General features: G+C 71.2%; 22 protein-coding genes. 6 read left to right on the forward strand and 16 right to left on the reverse strand.

The window, feature by feature from the left end; genetic code table 11:
* Together GTY56_RS00250 and GTY56_RS00255 are read left to right on the forward strand one after the other, a co-directional pair.
* Positions 1 to 692, forward strand: a 692-nt coding sequence (locus GTY56_RS00250) for an acyl-CoA carboxylase subunit beta (protein ID WP_272923328.1), incomplete at its 5' end; no start/stop codon positions are given.
* A 32-nt stretch (positions 693 to 724) separates the two neighbouring features.
* Positions 725 to 913 (forward strand): acyl-CoA carboxylase epsilon subunit, encoded by a 189-nt coding sequence (locus GTY56_RS00255; protein WP_030234973.1) that lies wholly within the window; start codon positions 725 to 727, stop codon positions 911 to 913.
* A 204-nt stretch (positions 914 to 1,117) separates the two neighbouring features.
* Here GTY56_RS00255 and GTY56_RS00260 read toward each other — a convergent pair whose 3' ends face one another.
* Positions 1,118 to 2,446: a class I SAM-dependent RNA methyltransferase gene (locus GTY56_RS00260; protein ID WP_161361295.1), complete on the reverse strand. Its 1,329-nt coding sequence runs from the start codon at positions 2,444 to 2,446 to the stop codon at positions 1,118 to 1,120.
* A 120-nt stretch (positions 2,447 to 2,566) separates the two neighbouring features.
* Positions 2,567 to 4,618, reverse strand: coding sequence for an amino acid permease (locus GTY56_RS00265; protein ID WP_161361297.1), 2,052 nt, complete (start codon positions 4,616 to 4,618; stop codon positions 2,567 to 2,569).
* 183 nt (positions 4,619 to 4,801) lie between these two features.
* Between GTY56_RS00265 and GTY56_RS41040 the strand changes: the two genes are divergently transcribed.
* Positions 4,802 to 4,924, forward strand: coding sequence for a hypothetical protein (locus GTY56_RS41040; RefSeq protein ID WP_258199080.1), 123 nt, complete (start codon positions 4,802 to 4,804; stop codon positions 4,922 to 4,924).
* On the opposite strand, the gene GTY56_RS00270 is transcribed toward GTY56_RS41040, so the two are convergent.
* Together GTY56_RS00270 and GTY56_RS00275 are read right to left on the reverse strand one after the other, a co-directional pair.
* Positions 4,921 to 5,841, reverse strand: coding sequence for a PfkB family carbohydrate kinase (locus tag GTY56_RS00270; RefSeq protein ID WP_161361299.1), 921 nt, complete (start codon positions 5,839 to 5,841; stop codon positions 4,921 to 4,923). The two genes, GTY56_RS41040 and GTY56_RS00270, sit on opposite strands and share 4 nt — an antisense overlap.
* Positions 5,838 to 6,119, reverse strand: coding sequence for a hypothetical protein (locus GTY56_RS00275; protein ID WP_161361301.1), 282 nt, complete (start codon positions 6,117 to 6,119; stop codon positions 5,838 to 5,840). The genes GTY56_RS00270 and GTY56_RS00275 overlap by 4 nt, the downstream gene beginning before the upstream one ends.
* 303 nt (positions 6,120 to 6,422) lie before the next feature.
* Between GTY56_RS00275 and GTY56_RS00280 the strand changes: the two genes are divergently transcribed.
* Both GTY56_RS00280 and GTY56_RS00285 read left to right on the forward strand, forming a co-directional pair.
* Positions 6,423 to 7,094: a potassium channel family protein gene (locus GTY56_RS00280; protein WP_033308364.1), complete on the forward strand. Its 672-nt coding sequence runs from the start codon at positions 6,423 to 6,425 to the stop codon at positions 7,092 to 7,094.
* Positions 7,094 to 7,768: a potassium channel family protein gene (locus tag GTY56_RS00285; RefSeq protein WP_107459969.1), complete on the forward strand. Its 675-nt coding sequence runs from the start codon at positions 7,094 to 7,096 to the stop codon at positions 7,766 to 7,768. The genes GTY56_RS00280 and GTY56_RS00285 overlap by 1 nt, the downstream gene beginning before the upstream one ends.
* Positions 7,769 to 7,846: 78 nt before the next feature.
* On the opposite strand, the gene GTY56_RS00290 is transcribed toward GTY56_RS00285, so the two are convergent.
* The 8 genes from GTY56_RS00290 to GTY56_RS00325 all read right to left on the reverse strand — a co-directional run bounded on the left by GTY56_RS00290 (position 7,847) and on the right by GTY56_RS00325 (position 15,747).
* The gene (locus tag GTY56_RS00290) at positions 7,847 to 8,578 is read right to left on the reverse strand and encodes a DUF3159 domain-containing protein (protein ID WP_161361303.1); all 732 of its coding nucleotides are present in this window, start codon (positions 8,576 to 8,578) and stop codon (positions 7,847 to 7,849) included.
* Between the two features lie 3 nt (positions 8,579 to 8,581).
* Positions 8,582 to 8,980: an OB-fold nucleic acid binding domain-containing protein gene (locus GTY56_RS00295; protein ID WP_161361305.1), complete on the reverse strand. Its 399-nt coding sequence runs from the start codon at positions 8,978 to 8,980 to the stop codon at positions 8,582 to 8,584.
* 64 nt (positions 8,981 to 9,044) lie between these two features.
* A complete protein-coding gene (locus tag GTY56_RS00300; RefSeq protein WP_161361307.1) occupies positions 9,045 to 9,728 on the reverse strand; it encodes a response regulator in 684 nt (227 codons plus the stop codon).
* Complete coding sequence (locus tag GTY56_RS00305) at positions 9,725 to 12,268, reverse strand: sensor histidine kinase (protein ID WP_161361309.1); 2,544 nt, start codon at positions 12,266 to 12,268, stop codon at positions 9,725 to 9,727. The genes GTY56_RS00300 and GTY56_RS00305 overlap by 4 nt, the downstream gene beginning before the upstream one ends.
* Positions 12,269 to 12,446: 178 nt before the next feature.
* Positions 12,447 to 13,622, reverse strand: a complete 1,176-nt coding sequence (locus GTY56_RS00310) for an alginate lyase family protein (protein ID WP_161361311.1) — start codon at positions 13,620 to 13,622, stop codon at positions 12,447 to 12,449.
* A gap of 157 nt (positions 13,623 to 13,779) precedes the next feature.
* Positions 13,780 to 14,532: a DUF3710 domain-containing protein gene (locus tag GTY56_RS00315; RefSeq protein WP_107459963.1), complete on the reverse strand. Its 753-nt coding sequence runs from the start codon at positions 14,530 to 14,532 to the stop codon at positions 13,780 to 13,782.
* A 1-nt stretch (position 14,533) separates the two neighbouring features.
* A complete protein-coding gene (gene dut / locus GTY56_RS00320; RefSeq protein ID WP_161361313.1) occupies positions 14,534 to 15,103 on the reverse strand; it encodes a dUTP diphosphatase in 570 nt (189 codons plus the stop codon).
* A gap of 59 nt (positions 15,104 to 15,162) precedes the next feature.
* On the reverse strand, positions 15,163 to 15,747 hold the full coding sequence (locus GTY56_RS00325; protein ID WP_161361315.1) for a hotdog domain-containing protein: 585 nt from the start codon (positions 15,745 to 15,747) through the stop codon (positions 15,163 to 15,165).
* 58 nt (positions 15,748 to 15,805) lie between these two features.
* Here GTY56_RS00325 and GTY56_RS00330 point away from each other — a divergent pair, with 58 nt between their 5' ends.
* Positions 15,806 to 16,264: a DUF3093 domain-containing protein gene (locus GTY56_RS00330; RefSeq protein WP_161361317.1), complete on the forward strand. Its 459-nt coding sequence runs from the start codon at positions 15,806 to 15,808 to the stop codon at positions 16,262 to 16,264.
* A 45-nt stretch (positions 16,265 to 16,309) separates the two neighbouring features.
* Here GTY56_RS00330 and GTY56_RS00335 read toward each other — a convergent pair whose 3' ends face one another.
* From GTY56_RS00335 to GTY56_RS00350, 4 genes are all read right to left on the reverse strand, one after another.
* Entirely contained in the window at positions 16,310 to 17,272 is a 963-nt protein-coding gene (locus GTY56_RS00335) for a hypothetical protein (RefSeq protein WP_161361319.1), read from the reverse strand.
* A 13-nt stretch (positions 17,273 to 17,285) separates the two neighbouring features.
* Positions 17,286 to 17,582 carry a DUF4193 domain-containing protein gene (locus tag GTY56_RS00340; protein WP_003993510.1) on the reverse strand — a complete coding sequence of 99 codons (297 nt, stop codon included), beginning with the start codon at positions 17,580 to 17,582 and terminating at the stop codon, positions 17,286 to 17,288.
* Between the two features lie 406 nt (positions 17,583 to 17,988).
* Positions 17,989 to 19,221 carry an ATP-binding protein gene (locus tag GTY56_RS00345; RefSeq protein ID WP_161361320.1) on the reverse strand — a complete coding sequence of 411 codons (1,233 nt, stop codon included), beginning with the start codon at positions 19,219 to 19,221 and terminating at the stop codon, positions 17,989 to 17,991.
* A gap of 5 nt (positions 19,222 to 19,226) precedes the next feature.
* Complete coding sequence (locus GTY56_RS00350) at positions 19,227 to 19,880, reverse strand: response regulator transcription factor (protein ID WP_003993508.1); 654 nt, start codon at positions 19,878 to 19,880, stop codon at positions 19,227 to 19,229.
* Positions 19,881 to 19,941 lie beyond the last annotated feature (61 nt).

The raw sequence follows: 19,941 nt of genomic DNA on the forward strand, positions 1-19,941 counted from the left end.
AGGTCATCGAGGAGATCGTCGACGACGGCGAGTACCTGGAGGTCCACGAGCGCTGGGCGCGCAACATCATCTGCGCGCTCGCCCGGCTCGGCGGGCAGGTGGTGGGCGTCGTCGCCAACCAGCCCCGGGTGCTCGCCGGTGTCCTGGACATCGAGGCCAGCGAGAAGGCCGCCCGCTTCGTGCAGATGTGCGACGCCTTCAGCATCCCGATCGTCACCCTCCTGGACGTCCCCGGGTTCCTGCCCGGCGTCGACCAGGAGCACGGCGGCATCATCCGCCACGGCGCCAAACTGCTGTACGCGTACTGCAACGCCACGGTGCCGCGGATCTCCCTGATCCTGCGCAAGGCCTACGGCGGCGCCTACATCGTCATGGACAGCCAGTCCATCGGCGCCGACCTCACCTACGCCTGGCCCACCAACGAGATCGCGGTCATGGGCGCGGAGGGTGCGGCCAACGTCATCTTCCGCCGCCGGATCGCCGAGGCCGAGGACCCCGAGGCCATGCGGGCCGAGCTGGTCAAGGAGTACAAGGCGGAACTGATGCACCCCTACTACGCGGCCGAGCGGGGCCTGGTCGACGACGTCATCGACCCGGCCGACACCCGCGAGGTCCTCATCCGCTCACTGGCGATGCTGCGCACCAAGCACGCCGACCACCCCGCCCGCAAGCACGGCAACCCCCCTCAGTGACGGCACGGCCGCCCCACAGCGACGGAGGTCCCATGCTCACTCCCCCGCCCCCCATCCGCATCGAGAAGGGCCAAGCCACGGACGAGGAACTGGCCGCCCTCGCAGCCCTGCTGCTCAGCCGTGCCGCCCGGGCCGGCGTCGACGCGCAGGCGTCCACCCCCGGCACCACCTCCTGGCGCCCCCACCCCTTCCACGCCCCGCACAGCTGGCAGACGCCCTGAGCGGTGACGCGCCGAAGCGCCGGACCGGCCCTCTCCCCCCGAGGGGCCCGGTCCGGCGCTTCGGCGCACCCGGCTCCCGCCGGGACACAGGCGCCCCCGTTCATCCGGTTGGCCATCCGCGCGCCCGGCATGGCGGAACTCCGCGGAACCGCTACACGGAGGGAAAACAGGTCGAGCAACCCACCCGGACGACAAAAGCGCAGGTCAGGGCCTCTTGCCCGCAGGTTCGAGGATCGCGACGCACTCCACGTGCGACGTCATCGGAAACAGATCGAACGCCCGAAGCGTCCGCACCCGGTACCCCCCGTCCCGGAAATACCCCAAGTCCCGCGCCAGCGCAGCCGGATCGCACGCCACGTACGCGATCCGCCGCGCGCCCAGCGAGGCCAGGTGGTGGACCGTCTTCCGGCCCGCCCCCGCCCGCGGGGGGTCCAGGACGATCAGGTCGACCTCCGAGATGCCCGTGCGCGGCAGCACGCTCTCGACCTTGCCCTGCTCGATCCGTACGCGCTCGAAGTCCGCGAGGTTGTGCCGTGCGTCCTCCACGGCGCGCTTGCCCGACTCGATGCCGAGGACCGCGCCCTGGTCGCCGACGCGGTCGGCGAGGGCGCCGGCGAAGAGGCCGACGCCGCAGTAGAGGTCGAGGGCCATGTCGCCCTTGCGCGGGAGCAGGCCCTGCATCACGGCCGTGACCAGCGTGTCGGCAGCCTTCGGGTGGACCTGCCAGAAGCCGCCGTTGCCGACGCGGTGCGTGCGGCCGTCGGCGCGTTCGCGGACGAAGGGGCGGCCGTGGACGCGGTGCACGCCGCCGGATCGCTCGTCCACGCGCAGGACGGAGACCGGGCGGTCGAGTTCGACCAGCGGCAGGCGCGCGCCCGGCTTCGGGGTGAGGATCACCTGGCGGTCCTGGGAGCCCGTCGCCGCGATCGCCTCGACGGAGTCCATGCCCGTCCAGACCCGCTTCTCGATGCCCAGCTCGCTGACGCCTTCCGCGGCGATCATGCAGTGGTCGATGGGCTCGACCTCGTGCGAGCGGTGCCGGCGCAGGCCCGCCCGGCCGTCGGCGGTGACGGCGTACTGGACGCGGGTGCGCCACGCCGGGACCTGGCCGGCCGGCACCTTGTCGCCCTCGGCGGGCAGCACCGTGCCGTCCCAGCCCGCCTCCTCCGGGGTGAGCCCGGCGAGGTGCTGGAGCTGTTCGGCGATGACGTCGGCCTTCAGGCGCCGCTGCGCGCCGGGCTTGGCGTGCTGCCAGTCGCAGCCGCCGCAACGGCCGGGGCCGGCGAACGGGCAGGGCTCGTCGATGCGGTCCTTCGAGGCGTCCAGCACCGTCACCGCGTCGGCGCGCAGGAACCGCGCGCCCTCCTCGCCCTCCGTCACCCGCGCCACGACCCGCTCACCGGGCAGTGCGTGCCGGACGAACAGCACCTGGCCCTCGGACGTGCGGGCGATGCAGTGACCGCCGTGGGCGACGGGGCCGACCTCGACCTCGTACTCCTCCCCCACCAGCGACTTCCTCGGTTCTGCCTGCATGGCGGGGTGACTCCATAACGCGTGAGGGGAAGGGCCGAACGGAAGCGGCCGGACAACAGCCCACCAGTCTACGTGGCTGCCGCCCGGCCGCTTCACACGAGCCGTCGCCCCGGGAAATCGTCAGGACTTGGGCTCGGAGGACTCCTTCGACCGCACCTGCGCGGGACCCCGGCGCACCGAGCCCGGCGCGTTCCAGTCCTGCTGCCTGCGGGCCCGCCGCTTGGCCGCCTCGGACGACTGGAGCTGGTAGGGCACGGACGTCACCATGATGCCGGGCGTGAACAGCAGCCGGCCCTTCAGCCGCAGGGCGCTCTGGTTGTGCAGCAGGTGCTCGTACCAGTGGCCGACGACGTACTCGGGGATGATCACGGACACCGCGTCGCGCGGCGACTCCTTGCGCAGGCTCTTGACGTACTCGATGATCGGCCGCGTGATCTCGCGGTAGGGAGAGTCCAGGACCTTCAGCGGTACGTCGATGCCGCGCCGCTCCCACTCCTCGCGCAGGGCCTTGGTCTCCGCCGGGTCGACGTTGACGCTGAGGGCCTCCAGCGTGTCCGAGCGCATCAGCTTGGCGTAGGCCAGGGCGCGCAGCGCGGGGCGGTGGATCTTGGAGATCAGCACGACCGAGTGGACGCGGGAGGGCCGGACGCTGTCGTCGCTCGGGCCCTCGGGGGCGGCGATCTCGGCGGCGACCCGGTCGTAGTGCTTACGGATGGCGGTCATCGTCGCGTAGAAGATCACCATGCCGAGCAGGGCGACCCAGGCGCCGTGCGTGAACTTGGTGACGAGGACGACGACCAGCACGAGGCCGGTGAAGAACGCGCCGAACGTGTTGATCGCGCGGGAACGGATCATGTGGCGGCGCTTGGCCTGGTCCTTCTCGGTGGCCAGGTGGCGGTTCCAGTGCCGGACCATGCCGGTCTGGCTGAGCGTGAAGGACACGAACACACCGACGATGTACAGCTGGATCAGCCGGGTGGAGTCGGCGCCGTAGATCCCCACCAGCAAGGCGGCCGCGCCGGCGAGGAGCACGATGCCGTTGGAGAAGGCCAGCCGGTCGCCGCGGGTGTGCAGCTGGCGGGGCAGGTAGCGGTCCTGCGCGAGGATCGAGCCGAGCAGCGGGAAACCGTTGTAGGCGGTGTTCGCGGCGAGGAACAGCACCAGCGCGGTGGCGGCGGCCAGGACGATGAACAGGATGCTGTCCGCGCCGAAGACGGCCTCGGCGACCTGAGCGATCACCGGGTGCTGCACATAGTCCGGGCCGAGCGGAACACCGTTGTGGACAAGGTCCTTGGCCGGGTTCTCGGCCATGCGGACGTCGGTCGCGGCGGCCAGCGCGATGATGCCGCAGAACATGGTGACGGCCAGCAGGCCCATCATGGCGAGGGTGGTCGCGGCGTTCTTCGACTTGGGCTTGCGGAAAGCCGGGACGCCGTTGGAGATCGCCTCGACGCCGGTGAGGGCGGCGCAGCCGGAGGAGAAGGCGCGCAGCAGCAGGAAGACCAGGGCGAATCCGGCCAGCCCCTGGTGCTCGGGCTTGATGACGTAGTCCGCGGTCGGTGCCCGCATGGTGTCGTCCAGGACCAGTCCGCGGAAGGCGCCCCACGCGATCATGGTGAAGACGCCGGCGACGAAGACGTACGTCGGGATCGCGAACAGCGAGCCGGACTCCTTGACCCCGCGCAGGTTCATCAGGGTCAGCAGCACGATCACGCCGATCGCGCAGAGCACCTTGTGCTCGACGACGAACGGGATGGCGGAGCCGAGGTTCTCGATGCCGGAGGAGATCGACACGGCTACGGTGAGGACGTAGTCGACGAGCAGCGCGCTCGCGACCGTCAGGCCGGCCTTGGGGCCGAGGTTGGTGGTCGCCACCTCGTAGTCGCCGCCGCCGCTGGGGTAGGCGTGCACGTTCTGCCGGTACGACGCCACCACGGTGAACATCAGCACGACGACCGCGACGGCGATCCAGGGGCTGAAGTGGTACGCCGTCACGCCCGCGATCGACAGGACCAGCAGGACCTCGCCGGGCGCGTACGCCACGGAGGAGAGCGGGTCGGAGGCGAAGACGGGGAGTGCGATGCGCTTCGGCAGGAGCGTTTCGCCCAGCCGATCGCTGCGCAGTGCGCGCCCGATCAGGATCCGTTTGGGCACGTCGGTCAGTTTGGACACAACAGAGGATCGTAGGCGTTCGATTGCGGGGGTGCCCACCCGCCACCCCCCATCGGCGTTCCCTCTGCTCTCCGAGTGAATTCAGAGGGCTGTGCGGCTGGGGATTCCGCAGGTCACCCGTTTCCCATGCCTATATGACTGAGCCCCGTCCGTCTCCCGGCCGTTGCCGCCCCTGGAGGTCCCATGCACACGCCCGCCCAGCTGATCGGCGCCGCGGCCACCCTCGTCGCCCTCGGGATCCTGACGGTGGCGAGTGTCCGCAGCATCAGCCGCCGCAAGGACGTCTCGCCCGGGGCTCGGCCCTAGAGGATGCCCGGCCGTTCCAGCCGCGTCACCCCCGCGCTCAGTTCCTCCCGTCCGATGGCGGCGGCCCGGGTCGAGGGGATCGTGCAGGCGTAGGCGCCGGCCACCGCGCCGTGCAGGGCGCTGCGGTGGGGCGGGGTGCCGTCGAGCCAGGCGTGGAGGAACGCGGCGGCGAAGGCGTCACCCGCGCCGTTGGAGTCGACGACCGGGGCCGGGGGCGGGGCGGCGGGTACGTGGGTGAGCTCACCGTCGGCCAGCAGGTACGCCCCGTCCGCGCCTGCCGTGGCGACGACGATCCGGGCCCTGCCCCGCTCGGTGATCCGCCGCATGGTCCGCTCCGGGTCGGACAGGGCCGTGCTGGACAGGAAGACCAGGTCGGCCTGGTGGGCGAAGGGCTCGTGGTAGGGGTTGGAGCCGTCCCAGTCGTGCAGGTCGGTGGAGATCGTCACGCCGGTCTCGCGCAGGGCGGGCAGTGCCTGGGCGCACGGCTGGGTGATGACGACGTGGGCGTGCCGGCTGACGGCGGCGAGGGTGCGCACGGTGTCCTCGGGCAGCCGGTCCGTGTCGGCGGCGCGGGTGGCGTCGTAGAGGGACGACCGCCTGCCGTCGGGGCCGACGAGGTTCACCGCGCGTTTGGTGCCGAGCGGCTGCGGGACGGCCGTGAGCCCGATGCCGTGCTCCCGGTGCAGCGCGCGGACGAGGTCGCCCTCGGGGTCGTCGCCGAGCAGGTCGAGGTGGTGGGTGCGCAGGCCCAGCGCGGTCGTGCCGAGCGCCACGAAGTCGCCGCTCTGTCCCGCCCGCGTGACGATTCCGGGGCGGATCATGTGGCTGTCCGCGAACGGCACGGGCAGTTCGGGCACGTGCACGATCGTGTCAACGCCCGCGCCGCCCAGGACGAGGACGTCGATCTCATGACTCATGCCGGTCCGTTCTCTCGCACGTCGTAGGCCGCGAGGCCTGGAAGCCTCCCGGTCCGGTTCGACCGGGGCGCCCGGCCCCAGCTCCCGGTCTGCGCGTCGAAGCCGTCGAGCAGCAGTTCCAGCCCGACGGTGAAGCCGGTGTCCCAGTCGATGTCGGCAATGTAGTTGTTCGCCGCGACGGTCGGGTACTGCTCGCGCCGGTTCTCCAGGTACTCCTGAACCCCGCGCTGCTCGACTCCCTCGCGACGGGTGTCACCACGTCGTGTCTCAGGGACCACCGCAGCGGCACGGACGCGGTCAACACCGCGGCGGTGCAGGGCGCCCGGTGAGCCGGCAGGCCTCAGCCCCCCTGGCCGCAACGAGGGTCCTGGCGGGCTGCCCCGGCCTTGCCGATACGTTGGATACGGGCGATCGGCCGGGTGGGCGGGCTCCGAAGGGGATCACACCCGGCGTTCCCCGGCATGATGGTGCCTGGCGGCCCGCACAGAAGGCCGCGAAGTGCTGCCCGGCGAGCCGAGAGAGAGACATGAGCAGAACACTGACGCAGGCCGGAAGGTCTGCGGGAAGCGTGGTGTGAGGCCATGCACATCGTCATCATGGGTTGCGGAAGGGTGGGTTCCGCTCTGGCCCAGAACCTGGAGCAACAGGGGCACACGGTCGCCGTGGTCGACCAGGACCCCACTGCCTTCCGCCGGCTGGGCTCAGGGTTCGGCGGCCGCCGCGTCACGGGCGTCGGCTTCGACCAGGACACCCTGCGCGAGGCGGGCATCGAGGAGGCCGGCGCCTTCGCCGCCGTCTCCAGCGGTGACAACTCCAACATCATCGCCGCGCGCGTGGCCCGCGAGATGTTCGGCATCGAGAACGTCGCCGCCCGCATCTACGACCCCCGCCGCGCGGAGGTCTACCAGCGCCTGGGCATCCCCACCGTCGCGACCGTCCGCTGGACGGCCGACCAGATGCTGCGCCGTCTGCTCCCCTCCGGCGCGGAGCCGCTGTGGCGCGACCCCACCGGCGGGGTCCAGCTCGCCGAGGTGCACACCTCCACCGCCTGGGTCGGCCACAAGATCAGCCGCATCCAGGAGGAGACGGGCGTACGCGTGGCGTTCCTGACGCGGCTCGGCGAGGCGGTCCTGCCCACCTCGCAGACGGTGTTGCAGGAGGGCGACCTGGTGCACGTGATGATGCGCACCGACGAGGTCGACAAGGTCGAGGCGGCGTTCGCCAAGGGTCCCGAAGAGGAGGGCGGTCACTGATGAGGGTCGCCATTGCCGGAGCCGGCGCCGTCGGCCGCTCGATCGCGGGCGAACTGCTGGAGAACGGCCACGAGGTCCTGTTGATCGACAAGGCGCCGACCGCCATCTCGGTCGAGCGCGTCCCGCAGGCCGAGTGGCTGCTCGCCGACGCCTGCGAGATCACGTCCCTGGACGAGGCGGCGCTCCAGCGCTGCAACGTCGTGATCGCCGCGACCGGCGACGACAAGGTGAACCTGGTCGTCTCGCTCCTCGCCAAGACGGAGTACGGCGTCCCGCGCGTCGTCGCCCGCGTGAACAACCCCAAGAACGAGTGGTTGTTCAACGAGTCCTGGGGCGTGGACGTGGCCGTCTCCACCCCGCGTCTGATGTCGGCCCTGGTCGAGGAGGCGGTGAGCGTGGGCGACCTGGTCCGCCTGCTCCGCTTCAGCCACGGCGACGCCAACCTGGTCGAACTGACCCTGCCGGAGGAGTCGGCCCTGGCCGGCACGCAGGTCGGCGACGTCGAGTGGCCGCAGGACACGTCCCTGGTGACGATCATCCGCGGCAACCGCGTGCTGACGCCCTCGCGGGAGGACTCCCTGGAGGCCGGCGACGAGCTCCTCTTCGTGGCGGCGCAGGCCCGTGAGGAGCAGCTGGAGGACCTGCTGTCGGTGCGGCGGACAGCGGCGAGCTGAGCCGTCTCCCGAACGAGCGGAAGGGGCGTCCCGAGTGCTCGGGACGCCCCTTCCGTTTCCGTCAGCGCGGGGGGGGGCTCACTGCTCCGCGGACCGGGCGGCAGCCTGCCGCTCGCGTTCCTCGGCCGCCTTCTCCTCGGCCTCCATCTCGGCGAACACGTCGATCGGCGCGGGCGCCTTCGCGAGGAACACCCACGTCAGATACACCGCGAGCAGGAACGGCGGGATCTTCAGGGCGACCAGGACCCAGCCCAGCTGGGTGGTGTCGGCCCACCAGTACAGCGGGAAGAGGATCGCGCACTTGGCGAGCAGGATCGCTCCCCACGCGTAGCTGGCCTTCGCGTAGGCCTTCTTGCGGCCGGGGTTGCGCGTGCGCCAGGAGAGGTTCTCCTTGAAGACCGGGCCGAGGATCAGCCCGATCAGCGGCACCCCGCACAGGGTGGTGATGATGTAGGCGAGGCCCAGGCCCAGCGTGTAGAGCATGCCGGGCAGGTAGAAGTCCTTGGCGTTGCCGGTCATCATCGCGAAGACGACACCGAAGGCCACGCCGAAGACCCCGCTGAAGGCGTGCTTGACGGTGTCCTTCATCACCAGCCGGACCACGACCAGCACCAGCGACACGGCCAGCGCCGCGATCGCCGAGAGGTGCAGGTCCTTGTTGATCGTGTAGATGGTGACGAAGAGGAGGCCGGGCAGCACCGTCTCCACCATGCCCCGCACGCCGCCGAACGCCTCGAACAGGGCGGCCTCGGTCACCGCCCGGGCGTCGTCCGCAGATGTCTCTTCGGTCGGCTTGTCGAGCGACGTCACCGGCTACTCCCGTCCGAGGGGTCTCAGTTCGTACTTGGGATTGAACAGCACCCGGCGGCCCCGGCTCATCGAGATGCGGCCCGACGCGATCAGTCTGCGCCCCGGCTCTATCCCCACGATGGAGCGCCTGCCGAGCCAGACCACGTCCAGTGCGGCGGAGCCGTCGAACAGCTCGGCCTCCAGGGCCGGGACTCCCGCACGCGGCCGAAGGGTGACCGTGCGCAAGGTACCAGTAACCGTCACTATCTGGCGGTCCTGGCAGTCTCCGATCCGGATACAGCCGGCCGTCTCGCTGTCTTCGCGCAGTTCCTCGGACTCCAGGTCCTCCTGCGACGAGGAGAGCCGGTCGAGCATGCGCCGGAAACGGCCCGCCGGCTTTTCGGAACGAGGGACAGCACTCATATCTGAAGCGTACCGGGGCCTGCTGACGAAGGGCGAGGAGCCTGTTCTCCCGGCGCGACACCCCTCACTTCTCGAAGCGGTACCCCATGCCCGGCTCGGTGACGAAGTGCCTCGGGTGCGAGGGGTCCGCTTCCAGCTTCCGCCGCAACTGCGCCATGTACACGCGCAGATAGTTCGTCTCCGTCCCGTACGAGGGCCCCCACACCTCCTGGAGCAGCTGCTTCTGCCCGACCAGGCGTCCGCTGTTGCGCACGAGGACCTCCAGCAGGTGCCACTCCGTGGGGGTGAGCCGTACGTCCTTGCCGGACCGGTTGACCTTCTTCGCCGCCAGGTCGACGGTGAACTCGCCGGTGTCGACGATCACGTCGCCCGGGGCGTCGCCGGCCGGTTCGGCCCGGCGCACGGCGGCCCGCAGCCGGGCCAGCAGCTCGTCCATGCCGAAGGGCTTGGTGACGTAGTCGTCGGCGCCCGCGTCCAGCGCCTCGACCTTCTCGTCGGAGGTGTGCCGGGCGGACAGCACCAGGATCGGCACCCGGGTCCAGCCGCGCAGTCCCCTGATCACCTCGACGCCGTCCATGTCGGGCAGCCCGAGGTCGAGGACGACCACGTGGGGGTGGTGGGCGGCGGCGAGCCGCAGGGCGGTGGCACCGTCGTGGGCCGCGTCGACGTCGTACGCGCGCGCCTTCAGGTTGATCACGAGGGCGCGCACGATCTGCGGCTCGTCGTCGACCACGAGGACGCGGGTCATGAGGCCTGCCTTTCCGGTTCTGCCGCGGGACGGTGCGCCGGGCGGGCTTCCGCCGCGCGGAGGGTGAGGACCATGGTGAGCCCGCCACCGGGGGTGTCCTCGGCGTCCAGGGTGCCGCCCATGGCCTCGGCGAAGCCGCGTGCCACCGCCAGGCCCAGACCCACGCCCGCACCGCGCGGGGCGTCGCCGTGGCGCTGGAAGGGCTCGAAGATGCGCTCCTTGGCCTCGTCGGGCACGCCCGGCCCCCGGTCGACGATCCGCACCTCCACCCGGTCGGCGAGCGCGCTGCCGGCGACCAGCACGGGTGCGCCGGGCGGACTGTACGTGACGGCGTTCTCCACGAGGTTGGCGATCGCCCGCTCCAGCAGCCCGGGATCGACGGCGACCATGGGCAGCGTCTCGGGCACGTCCAGGCAGGCACTGCCCTCGGGCACGCCGCCGAGCGCCGCCGGCACCACCTCGTCGAGGTCGATCTCGCGGATCAGCGGGGTGACGGTGCCCGTCCTGAGCCGGGACATGTCGAGCAGGTTGCCGACGAGGTGGTCGAGCCGGTCGGCGCCCTCCTCGATGCCCGCCAGCAGCTCGGCCCGGTCCTCCTCGGACCACTCGACGTCCTCGGAGCGCAGGGAGGTCACCGCGGCCTTGATCCCGGCGAGGGGGGTGCGCAGATCGTGGCTGACGGCGGCCAGCAGGGCCGTACGGATGCGGTTGCCCTCGGCGAGCGTGCGGGCCCGGTCGGCCTCCTCCCGAAGCCGGCGGCGGTCCAGGACGACGGCGGCCTGGGCGGCGAAGGCGGCCAGCACCCGGCGGTCCTCGGCGGGCAGCACGCGGCCGGTGAGGGCCAGGGCCATGTGGTCGCCGACGGGCATGTCCACGTCCGCCTGATCGGGCCGGCCGACCGGACGTCCCCGGCCGACGCGGCCGGCGCAGGTCCAGGGCTCGACGTCGCTCGCTCGTTCCAGCAGGGCCGCCGACTCCATGCCGAAGGTCTCCCGGACCCGTTCCAGCAGATCCTCCAGGCCCGTCTCGCCGCGCAGCACGTTGCCGGCGAGGAAGGACAGGATCTCGGACTCGGCCCGCAGCCGGGCCGCCTGCTGCGTGCGGCGGGCGGCGAGGTCGACCACGGAGGCCACGGCCACACCGACCGCGACGAAGATCACGAGGGCGACGATGTTCTCCGGGTCCGCGACGGCCCAGCGGTGCAGGGGCGGTGTGTAGAAGTAGTTCAGCAGCAGGGAGCCCACCGCCGCCGAGGCCAGGGCGGGCAGCAGACCGCCGAGCAGGGCCGCCGCAACCGTCAGCGCCAGGAACAGCAGCATGTCGTTGGCGAGGCCGAGGTCGACGGCGTTGAGCAGTGCGGCGAGCAGCGGTGGTCCGGCGACACCGGTGATCCAGCCGCACACCCGCCGGGAGCGTCCGAGCCGCGCGCCCCGGGCGACCGGCAGCCCCCGGCCCCGGGCGACCTCGTCGTGGGTGACGATGTGCACGTCGAGGTCGGGTCCGGACTCCCGGGCGACCGTCGCTCCGACGCCGGGCCCGAAGACGTACTGCCAGGTCTTGCGGCGCGAGGAGCCGAGCACGATCTGGGTGGCGTTGACACCGCGGGCGAAGTCGAGCAGCGCGGCCGGTATGTCGTCGCCGACGACATGATGGAACGTTCCGCCCAGGTCTTCGACCAGGGTCCGCTGCAACGCCAGTTCCTCGGGCGAAGCCGAGGTCAGCCCGTCGCTGCGGGCTATGTAGACGGCCAGCACCTCGCCACCGGCGCCCTTCTCGGCCAGCCGGGCGCCCCGGCGGACGAGCGTGCGGCCCTCGGGGCCACCGGTCAGACCGACCACGATCCGCTCGCGCGAGCCCCAGATCTTCGAGACCCGGTGCTCCCTGCGGTACCGGGTGAGGCAGGCGTCGGCCCGGTCGGCCACCCACAGCAGTGCGAGCTCACGCAGGGCGGTCAGGTTGCCGGGCCGGAATTGGTTCGACAGGGCGGCGTCGATCTCCTCGGGCCGGTGGATGTTGCCGTGCGCCATCCGCCGCCGCAGCGCCTGGGGCGTCATGTCGACGAGCTCGACCTGATCGGCCCGGCGGACCACCTCGTCCGGCACGGTTTCCTGCTGCCGCACCCCGGTGATCGACTCGACGACGTCGCCGAGGGACTCCAGGTGCTGGATGTCGACGGTGGAGATCACGTCGATCCCGGCGGCGAGCAGTTCCTCCACGTCCTGCCAGCGCTCGGCGTTGCGGGAGCCGGGGATGTTGGTGTGGGCGAGATCGTCCACCAGCGCGACCTGGGGGCGGCGGGCGAGGACGGCGTCGAGGTCCATCTCGGGGAAGACGCCGCCGCGGTACGCCAGTTCCCGGCGCGGCACCTGCTCCAGGCCGTGCAACAGCACTTCGGTGCGGGGCCGTCCGTGGTGCTCGACGAAGGCCACCACACAGTCGGTGCCCCGCTCGACGCGACGGTGCGCCTCGGCCAGCATCGCGTACGTCTTGCCGACGCCCGGTGCCGCACCGAGGTGGATCCGAAGCTTGCCGCGTGCCATGGCCTCTTTGTCTTCCGGTCGTCTGCCGACTGCGCAGCGTCGACCCTACGGCCGGAAGGCGCGGCAGCCGGACGCCGGGCACCCTCCGGGGCGCACTTTGACGGAACTCTTACGCGGCCGGCCCGCCGGTGGGGCCGGGGCGCCGGGGCCCCACCCGACGCCCCGGCCGGTCAGGAGGTCAGGCGGGGTTGTCGCCGTGGGTGAGGGTCTCCCAGGCGACGAAGAGGTTGTTGCTCCCGGCGGGGCGGCTGCGCAGGGTGAGTGTCCCGGTGTTGGTCATGGCGTGTCCGAGCCGGTTGGCCAGGGCGTTGTGCCCGACTTCGGAGACCGGCCCGAGCCCGGGTTCCAGTGAGCCGCCGCATAGCCAGTCCTCGGCACCGGCGCCGAGCTGGTACCTGGCGTGGAAGCCCAGCCCGTGCCGCAGCCGGTCGCCCACGTCGGTGCCGTAGAGGTCCTGCCCCTGGATGCGGCTGGTCTCGGCGACGTGCGAGATGGCCGAGAGGCCGTAGCCGGTGTGCGTGAAGTCGCGGCAGGTCTCCTGGCTCAGTCCGTTGACGAAGGTCGTCTGCCCCTGCCAGTACTTGACGATCTTCTCCCGGGTGTTCAGGTTCTGGCTCGGCACGGTCTTCGGCAGGGCCCCGTCGGACTCCAGGTAGACGTAGGCGGCCGTGCGGGTGCGGAACTTCGCCATGGCCTTGTCGTACGACGCCTTGTCCTCCAGGAAGACGGAGATGCCGAGGGCGGCCTCCATCATCGACAGCTCCCAGTTGCCGTTGGAGTTGGAGCCGTTGATGATCTCGGGCAGGTAGACGGTGCGGAGCATCGTGGCGAAGCGGCCGGAGTTCGCCCAGTTCCCCGTGTAGGTGTGCTTGATGATCTCGGCGGCCCGGGGCCAGGAGGAGCCGGCCCAGCCGGTTTGCAGGGGCGCGTTGCTGTTGGTGTGGTCGCGGATCACGGCGGACCAGGCGTCCATCAGCTCGATGGCCTTGCGTGCGTGCCGTTCGTCGCGGGTGATGTACCAGGCGAGGGCGTGGGTGTACGCGGCGATCGCGTCCTCGCGTTCGTCGGTGCAGCCGTGGTTGGGGTTGGAGTACGAGCCGCACTCGACGACCGCCCGGGGCTTGGGCGTGCGGTTCAGGTCGGCGTACCCGCTCGCCATCATCTGGTCGAAGGCGCCCTTCCAGGGCTGGGCGCCGGCATTGACCTTGGACCGGGTGAAGTCCAACTGCCCCTTCGAGACGGTGACTCCGGGGTGGACGAAGGCGGTGGGGGCGCTGGGAGCGGCGCCGGCGGGCCGGGCGAGCACACCGGCGACGAGGGCGGCCGAGGCCGCGAGGAGAGCGGTTCTGCGCATGCGTGGGGGGCCTTCCGTTCTCGTATGTGAACGTGAAGCGCCTTTATGAACTGACGCGTTGGACGGAGACGGTAGGTACAGACCAATGCGTCGTCAAGGTTCCGCGCACGAGAAAGGGCCGTACCCCGGTGGGGTACGGCCCTGGTGACTCTGCGGGTCAGCGGACCTCGGTGATCTCCGGTCCGCGCTGGAGCTGGCCCATTCCGCCGGCGAAACGGGAGCCCTCTTCCTGCTGGACGCCCTCGGGGACCATCTGGGCGTCGTTCGGCAGCTTCAGGACGATCGGGTCGCGGGGCGCCATCGGGCCCTCTCCGCGGACCACGACCGTGTCCCGGAAGATCTGCTCCAGCAGCCCGGCGGCCTGCGGCTGCACCGCGCCCTGGCCCGAGATGACCCCGCGCAGGAACCAGCGGGGGCCGTCCACACCGACGAACCGCACGACCTGGAAGCCGCCGGTGCCGTCCGGCAGCTGGACGGGCACCTGGGCGCGCAGCTCCCAGCCCAGCGGCCCCTCGACCTCGTCGACGATGCCGCCCTGCTGGGTGATGCCGGTGCCGATCTCCTCGCGCACCTCGCCCCAGATGCCCTCGCGCTTGGGCGCGGCGAAGCCCTGGAGCTGGATGGCGCTGTCGCGCAGCACGACCGTCGCCGCCACGATCGCGTCGCCCGCGACCTCGACCCTGAGCTCCATGCCGTCGACGCCCGGCACGAACAGGCCGCCCAGGTCGACCCGGCCTTCGCTCGGGTCCCGCACCTCGGAGCTGTCCCAGGGCCCGTCGGGGCGCGGCGCCGGTTCGAGCCTCAGGCGCTCGCGCTCTTCGTCCGCATCGGTGTCGACACCGTCGACGACCTGCTCGGCCTCGCCGGCCGCGTCCTCTGCGGCATCCCTCTTCTTGCGACGTCCGAACACGTCACTGTCCTTCCCGGTCGGATACGACCGAAGCGTATCGATTCCCACCCGCCTGACCGCCGACGGCGGCCTGACCGCTTGTGCCGCTCGTCCCGTCCACCGCCGCATGGCCTCCGGTGGACCCGAAGCCCCCCTCGGCCCGCGCGGAGCCGGGAAGCTCCGCCACCTCCTGGAAGCGGACCCTCTCGACCTGCTGGACTACCAGTTGGGCAATCCGGTCGAAGCGCTCGAACCGCACGGCCTCGCGCGGGTCGAGATTCACCACGATCACCTTGATCTCCCCACGGTACCCGGCATCAACCGTCCCCGGGGCATTCACCAGGGCGACGCCGCAGCGGGCGGCCAGACCGGATCGCGGGTGCACGAAGGCCGCGTACCCGTCCGGCAGCGCCACAGACACCCCGGTGGGCAGCACGGCCCGCTCGCCCGGCTCCAGTTCGCACGCCTCGGTGGTGCGCAGATCGGCTCCGGCGTCACCGGGCTGCGCGTACGACGGAAGCGGCACGTCGGGGTCGACCCGCCGGATCAGCACGTCCAGCGGCTGCCGGCTCGCGGGGCTCGTGGGAGTCATGGGGCTTTCCGGGCTGACGGGACTGGTGGGGCTTGGGGAAGGCAGGGAGCGGTCCGTGCTCACGGGTTCACCTCGAAGGCGCGGGCGCGCCGGACCTGGTCCGGGTCGTTCATGGCGGCCTGGATCTCCTCCTGGCGGCCGTGGTCGACGAAGTGATCGACCTTCACCTCGATGAAGAGCGCGTCCGCCCGCACGGCGACGGGCCCCTCGGGGCCGCCGACGCGTCCGGTCGCGGTGGAGTAGATCTTCCGCCCGGCGACCGCCGTCACCTGCGCCTCCAGGTACAGCGTGGTACCGACGGGCACGGGCCGCACGAAGTCGGTCTCCAGCCGCCCGGTGACCGCGATCGTGCGCAGCAGCCAGTTCAGCGAACCGAGGGTCTCGTCCAGGGCGGAGGTGAGCACGCCACCGTGCGCGAGGCCCGGAGCGCCCTGGTGGGCGGGCTGGACGGTGAACTCAGCGGTGAGCGACACGCCCTCGCCGGCCCGCGCCTGGAGGTGCAGCCCGTGCGGCTGGTCGTCGCCACAGCCGAAACACGCGCCGTAGTGCGCGCCGAGGAGCTCACCGGGCGCGGGCGCGTCCGGGTGCCGCACCGGCTGCACGGCGTCGGCCGGAGGCTGAAGAGCTGCGGAAGTACGACTCACAGCCGGAGACCTTACCCGCGCGTCGGGCCCCTCCGGACACCGTGTCAAGCTTGACCTCATGCAGCTCTCCGCCGCCCCGTACGAAGAACGCCTCACCGCCCCGCGGACCTGGTGGCTGATCTCGTTCCTCGTGGGCGTCTCCATGGCCCTGATCCTGCTCCCGTTCGGCACGCTGCCGATGCTCGGCGGCCTGGCCGGGGGCACCGCGGTCGCGGCGGTCGCCGCGAGTTCGTACGGCTCGGTCCGCATCCGTGTGGTCGGCGACTCCCTGATCGCGGGAGAGGCGAAGATCCCGCTGGCGGCACTGGGCGAGGCGGAGGTGCTGGACGCGGAGGAGGCCCGCGCCTGGCGCACCTACAAGGCCGATCCGCGCGCCTTCCTCCTGCTGCGGGCGTACATCCCCACGGCCCTGCGGGTGGAGGTCACGGACCCGCAGGACCCGACTCCGTACCTGTACCTGTCGACGCGTGAGCCGGAGCGCCTGGCGGAGGCGCTGCGGACGGCGAAGCCGGCGTAGCACACCTGAGCGGGACGTCACCCGGGTGCCGGCCGGCGCCCGGTGTCAGCGCCCGTCGCCGCCGGGCCGGTCGTCGCCGCGGTGACCTTCGTGACGCCCCAGCGGGTCATGGGTGATCTCGCCCATCTCCAGGGCGTCCGCCGGACGTTCCAGACCGGGGAGCGCCTCCAGAGCCTCCCAGGGCACCTGGATCGTGCGCAGGTCCCGGCGGATCCGGCCGGCGAGCTTTCTCGTCTCTCCGCGGTTCATGACCGCGCCCACGGCGGCGCCCACCAGGAACGGCATCAGGTTCGGCATGCTGCGGACCATGCGCTTCATGATCCGCTGCCGCAGTTCTCGCTTCATGCGGCTGTTCAGCGCCGCACTGAGGGTCGACGGCTTGGACGCGTCGATGCCGCGCTCCCCCGACCACGAGTCGAGGTACGCGGTGCTGCGCTGCTTGAGGTTGCCGGGCGGCCGGACGCCATAGACCTCGTGGAGTTCGGCGATCAGCTTCAGCTCGATCACCGCGACGCCGGTGATCTCGGCGGCCAGTTCCGTCGGCATCGCCGGGGGCACGGGGAGCATCGCGGCCGCGCCGACCCCCGCTCCGACCGTCGCCGTCGCTTTGGCGGCGCCCGCCACGAGCTTGTCGGCGAGCTCCTCGGGCCCGAGGCCGGGGAATTGCCTGCGCAGCGTCGCCAGGTCCCGTACGGGCACGCGCGGGGCCAGTTCGATGATGCGGTCGGCCAGGTAGGCCAGTCCGGCCCGGGCCCGGTCGCCGCCCTTGCGGGCGCCTTCCCTGGCCCGCTGCCGGAACGCCCCCGCCCGCCGTCTCGCGACGGGTGCGGGGACGTCCACGGACGCCGGGAGGTCACTCCGGTCCGCTGCCGGTTCGAGCGAGGCCGCCCCCGTGCCGGATGAGCCTCGCTCGTCTTCACGCGCGCCGTACCGCGGGCCGTCCGTCGGCCCTTCGTCCGCTTTCCGCTTGGAGAAGCGGCGCTTCCAGGGAGGGGTCGAGCCAGTCACGGCCGACCCGCCCTCAGTCGCAGTCGCGGCAGATCGGCTGACCGTTCTTCTCCCGGGCCAGCTGGCTGCGGTGGTGCACCAGGAAGCAGCTCATGCACGTGAACTCGTCCTGCTGCTTCGGGAGCACCCGGACGGCCAGTTCCTCGTTCGAGAGGTCGGCTCCGGGCAGTTCGAGGCCTTCTGCTGCCTCGAACTCGTCGACGTCCACGGCGGAGGCCGACTTGTCGTTCCTCCGAGCCTTCAGCTCTTCGAGGCTGTCCGAGTCGACGTCGTCGTCGGTCTTGCGTGGAGTGTCGTAATCGGTTGCCATGGTCGCTCTCCCCCTCTGGGTGTCTGCGGTGTCTCCAGCGCACGTAACGCGTGAGAGGCCGGACTTGTGCCCGACCTGAGGCGGAGATTTTGCCTCACATCAAGGTCTGTTACTCAATCGACACCCAACCGGACCCCTCATGAGTGATCGGCTTGGATGGCGATGGGGACCGTACACGGTCCGAATGCTGCACGCCAAAGGCGTCTCACCGTGTACTTCCCGTGATCAAGACCCCCGAAAACCGGGATTATCCCGGCTTTCCGACTACGGGCATGATCACGGAGAGTAGATGGCCGGAAAGGCGTCCCTGTGATCGATCACACACGGTGCACGCGCGGCGAAGTATAAAAAATTCCGCGCAAAGCGAACATCCTCGTGCGCCGCCGAGTGGATCGGCGACATGATCTCAGATCGGCAGCGTGACACGCATGACGAGTCCACCCCCCTCACGCGGCTGGGCGTAGATGTGCCCGCCGTGCGCCCGGGCCACGGACCGGACGATGGACAGTCCGAGCCCCACGCCCTTGTCGCTGCCCGTCCGCTCCGTGCGCAGCCGCCGGAACGGCTCGAAGAGGTTGTCGATCTCGTACGCCGGCACCACCGGGCCCGTGTTGGCGACGACCAGGACCGCCTGGCCGTGCTGGACGTCGGTGGTCACCTCGACCCAGCCGTCCTCCGCCACGTTGTAGCGCACGGCGTTCTGCACGAGGTTGAGCGCGATCCGCTCCAGCAGCACGCCGTTGCCCTGGACGACCGCGGGCTTCTGCTCGCCGCGGATGCTCACGCCCTTGCCGGCGGCCTCCCCGCGGACCTGGTCGATGGCCTGCTCGGCGACCTCGGCGAGATCCACGGGACCCCGCTCGACGATCTGGTTGTCGCTACGGGCGAGCAGCAGCAGACCCTCCACCAGCTGCTCGCTGCGCTCGTTGGTCGCCAGCAGCGTCTTGCCGAGCTGCTGGAGTTCGGTGGGGGCGCCCGGGTCGGACAAGTGCACCTCGAGGAGCGTGCGGTTGATCGCCAGCGGCGTTCTCAGTTCGTGCGAGGCGTTGCCGACGAAGCGCTGCTGGGCGGTGAAAGCACGCTGGAGGCGCTCCAGCATGTCGTCGAAGGTGTCCGCCAGCTCTTTCAGCTCGTCGTCCGGGCCGTCCAGCTCGATCCGCCGCGAGAGGTCGGAGCCCGCCACCGCGCGGGCGGTGCGGGTGATCCGGCCCAGCGGGGACAGGACTCGGCCGGCCATGGCGTAGCCGAAGGCGAACGCGATGACCGCCAGGCCCAGCAGGGCCAGGAGCGAGCGGCTGAGGAGGTTGTCCAGGGCGTTCTGGCGCTGCTCGTTGACGCAGTGGTTCATCGCGTTGTTGAACTCGCTGGGCGAGGCCTGGTCGGGCAGGTTGCAGATGTCGCTGGTGACCTTGCCCTCGACGATCTTGAACGGCAGCTCGCTGCCCACGTTCAGGGCCTGCGCGGCCAGCAGGTAGATGATCGACAGCAGCAGGATGCCGGCGATCAGGAACATGCCACCGTAGAGGAGCGTGAGCCTTATGCGGATGGTCGGGCGCAGCCAGGGGAAGGGCGGCACGGGCCTTCTGGGATCCCAGGTGGGCTTGGGGGGCGCCTGCGGGGGCGCGGGAGTCGTTGCCACGGGTATCAGATCCGGTAGCCGGAGCCGGGGACGGTGACGATGACGGGCGGCTCGCCGAGCTTGCGGCGCAGCGTCATGACGGTCACGCGCACGACATTCGTGAACGGGTCGGTGTTCTCGTCCCAGGCCTTCTCCAGGAGCTGCTCCGCGGAGACGACGGCGCCCTCGCTGCGCATCAGCACCTCCAGGACGGCGAACTCCTTGGGCGCGAGCTGGACCTCCTTGCCGTCGCGGAAGACCTCGCGGCGGTTGGGGTCGAGCTTGATCCCGGCGCGCTCCAGGACGGGCGGCAGGGGCACGCTGGTGCGCCGGCCGAGGGCACGCACGCGCGCGATGAGCTCACTGAACGCGAACGGCTTGGGCAGGTAGTCGTCGGCGCCGATCTCCAGCCCTTCGACCCGGTCGCTGACGTCGCCGGAGGCCGTCAGCATCAGCACGCGCGTGGGCATGCCCAGTTCGACGATCTTGCGGCAGACGTCGTCGCCGTGCACGAGGGGCAGGTCGCGGTCGAGGACGACCACGTCGTAGTCGTTGACCCCGATGCGCTCCAGGGCGGCCGCGCCGTCGTACACGACGTCGACGGCCATGGCCTCCCGGCGCAGTCCGGTGGCCACCGCATCGGCGAGCAACTGCTCGTCCTCGACGACGAGTACGCGCACGTTCCTGGTCCTTCCTCATGTCCACCCGCGCAGCCCTTCACGGGGCGCACGCGGGCAGGGG

It is taken from the genome of Streptomyces sp. SID5643 (genome assembly GCF_009872555.1).
In the GTDB taxonomy this organism is placed as follows: Bacteria; Actinomycetota; Actinomycetes; order Streptomycetales; family Streptomycetaceae; genus Streptomyces; species Streptomyces iakyrus.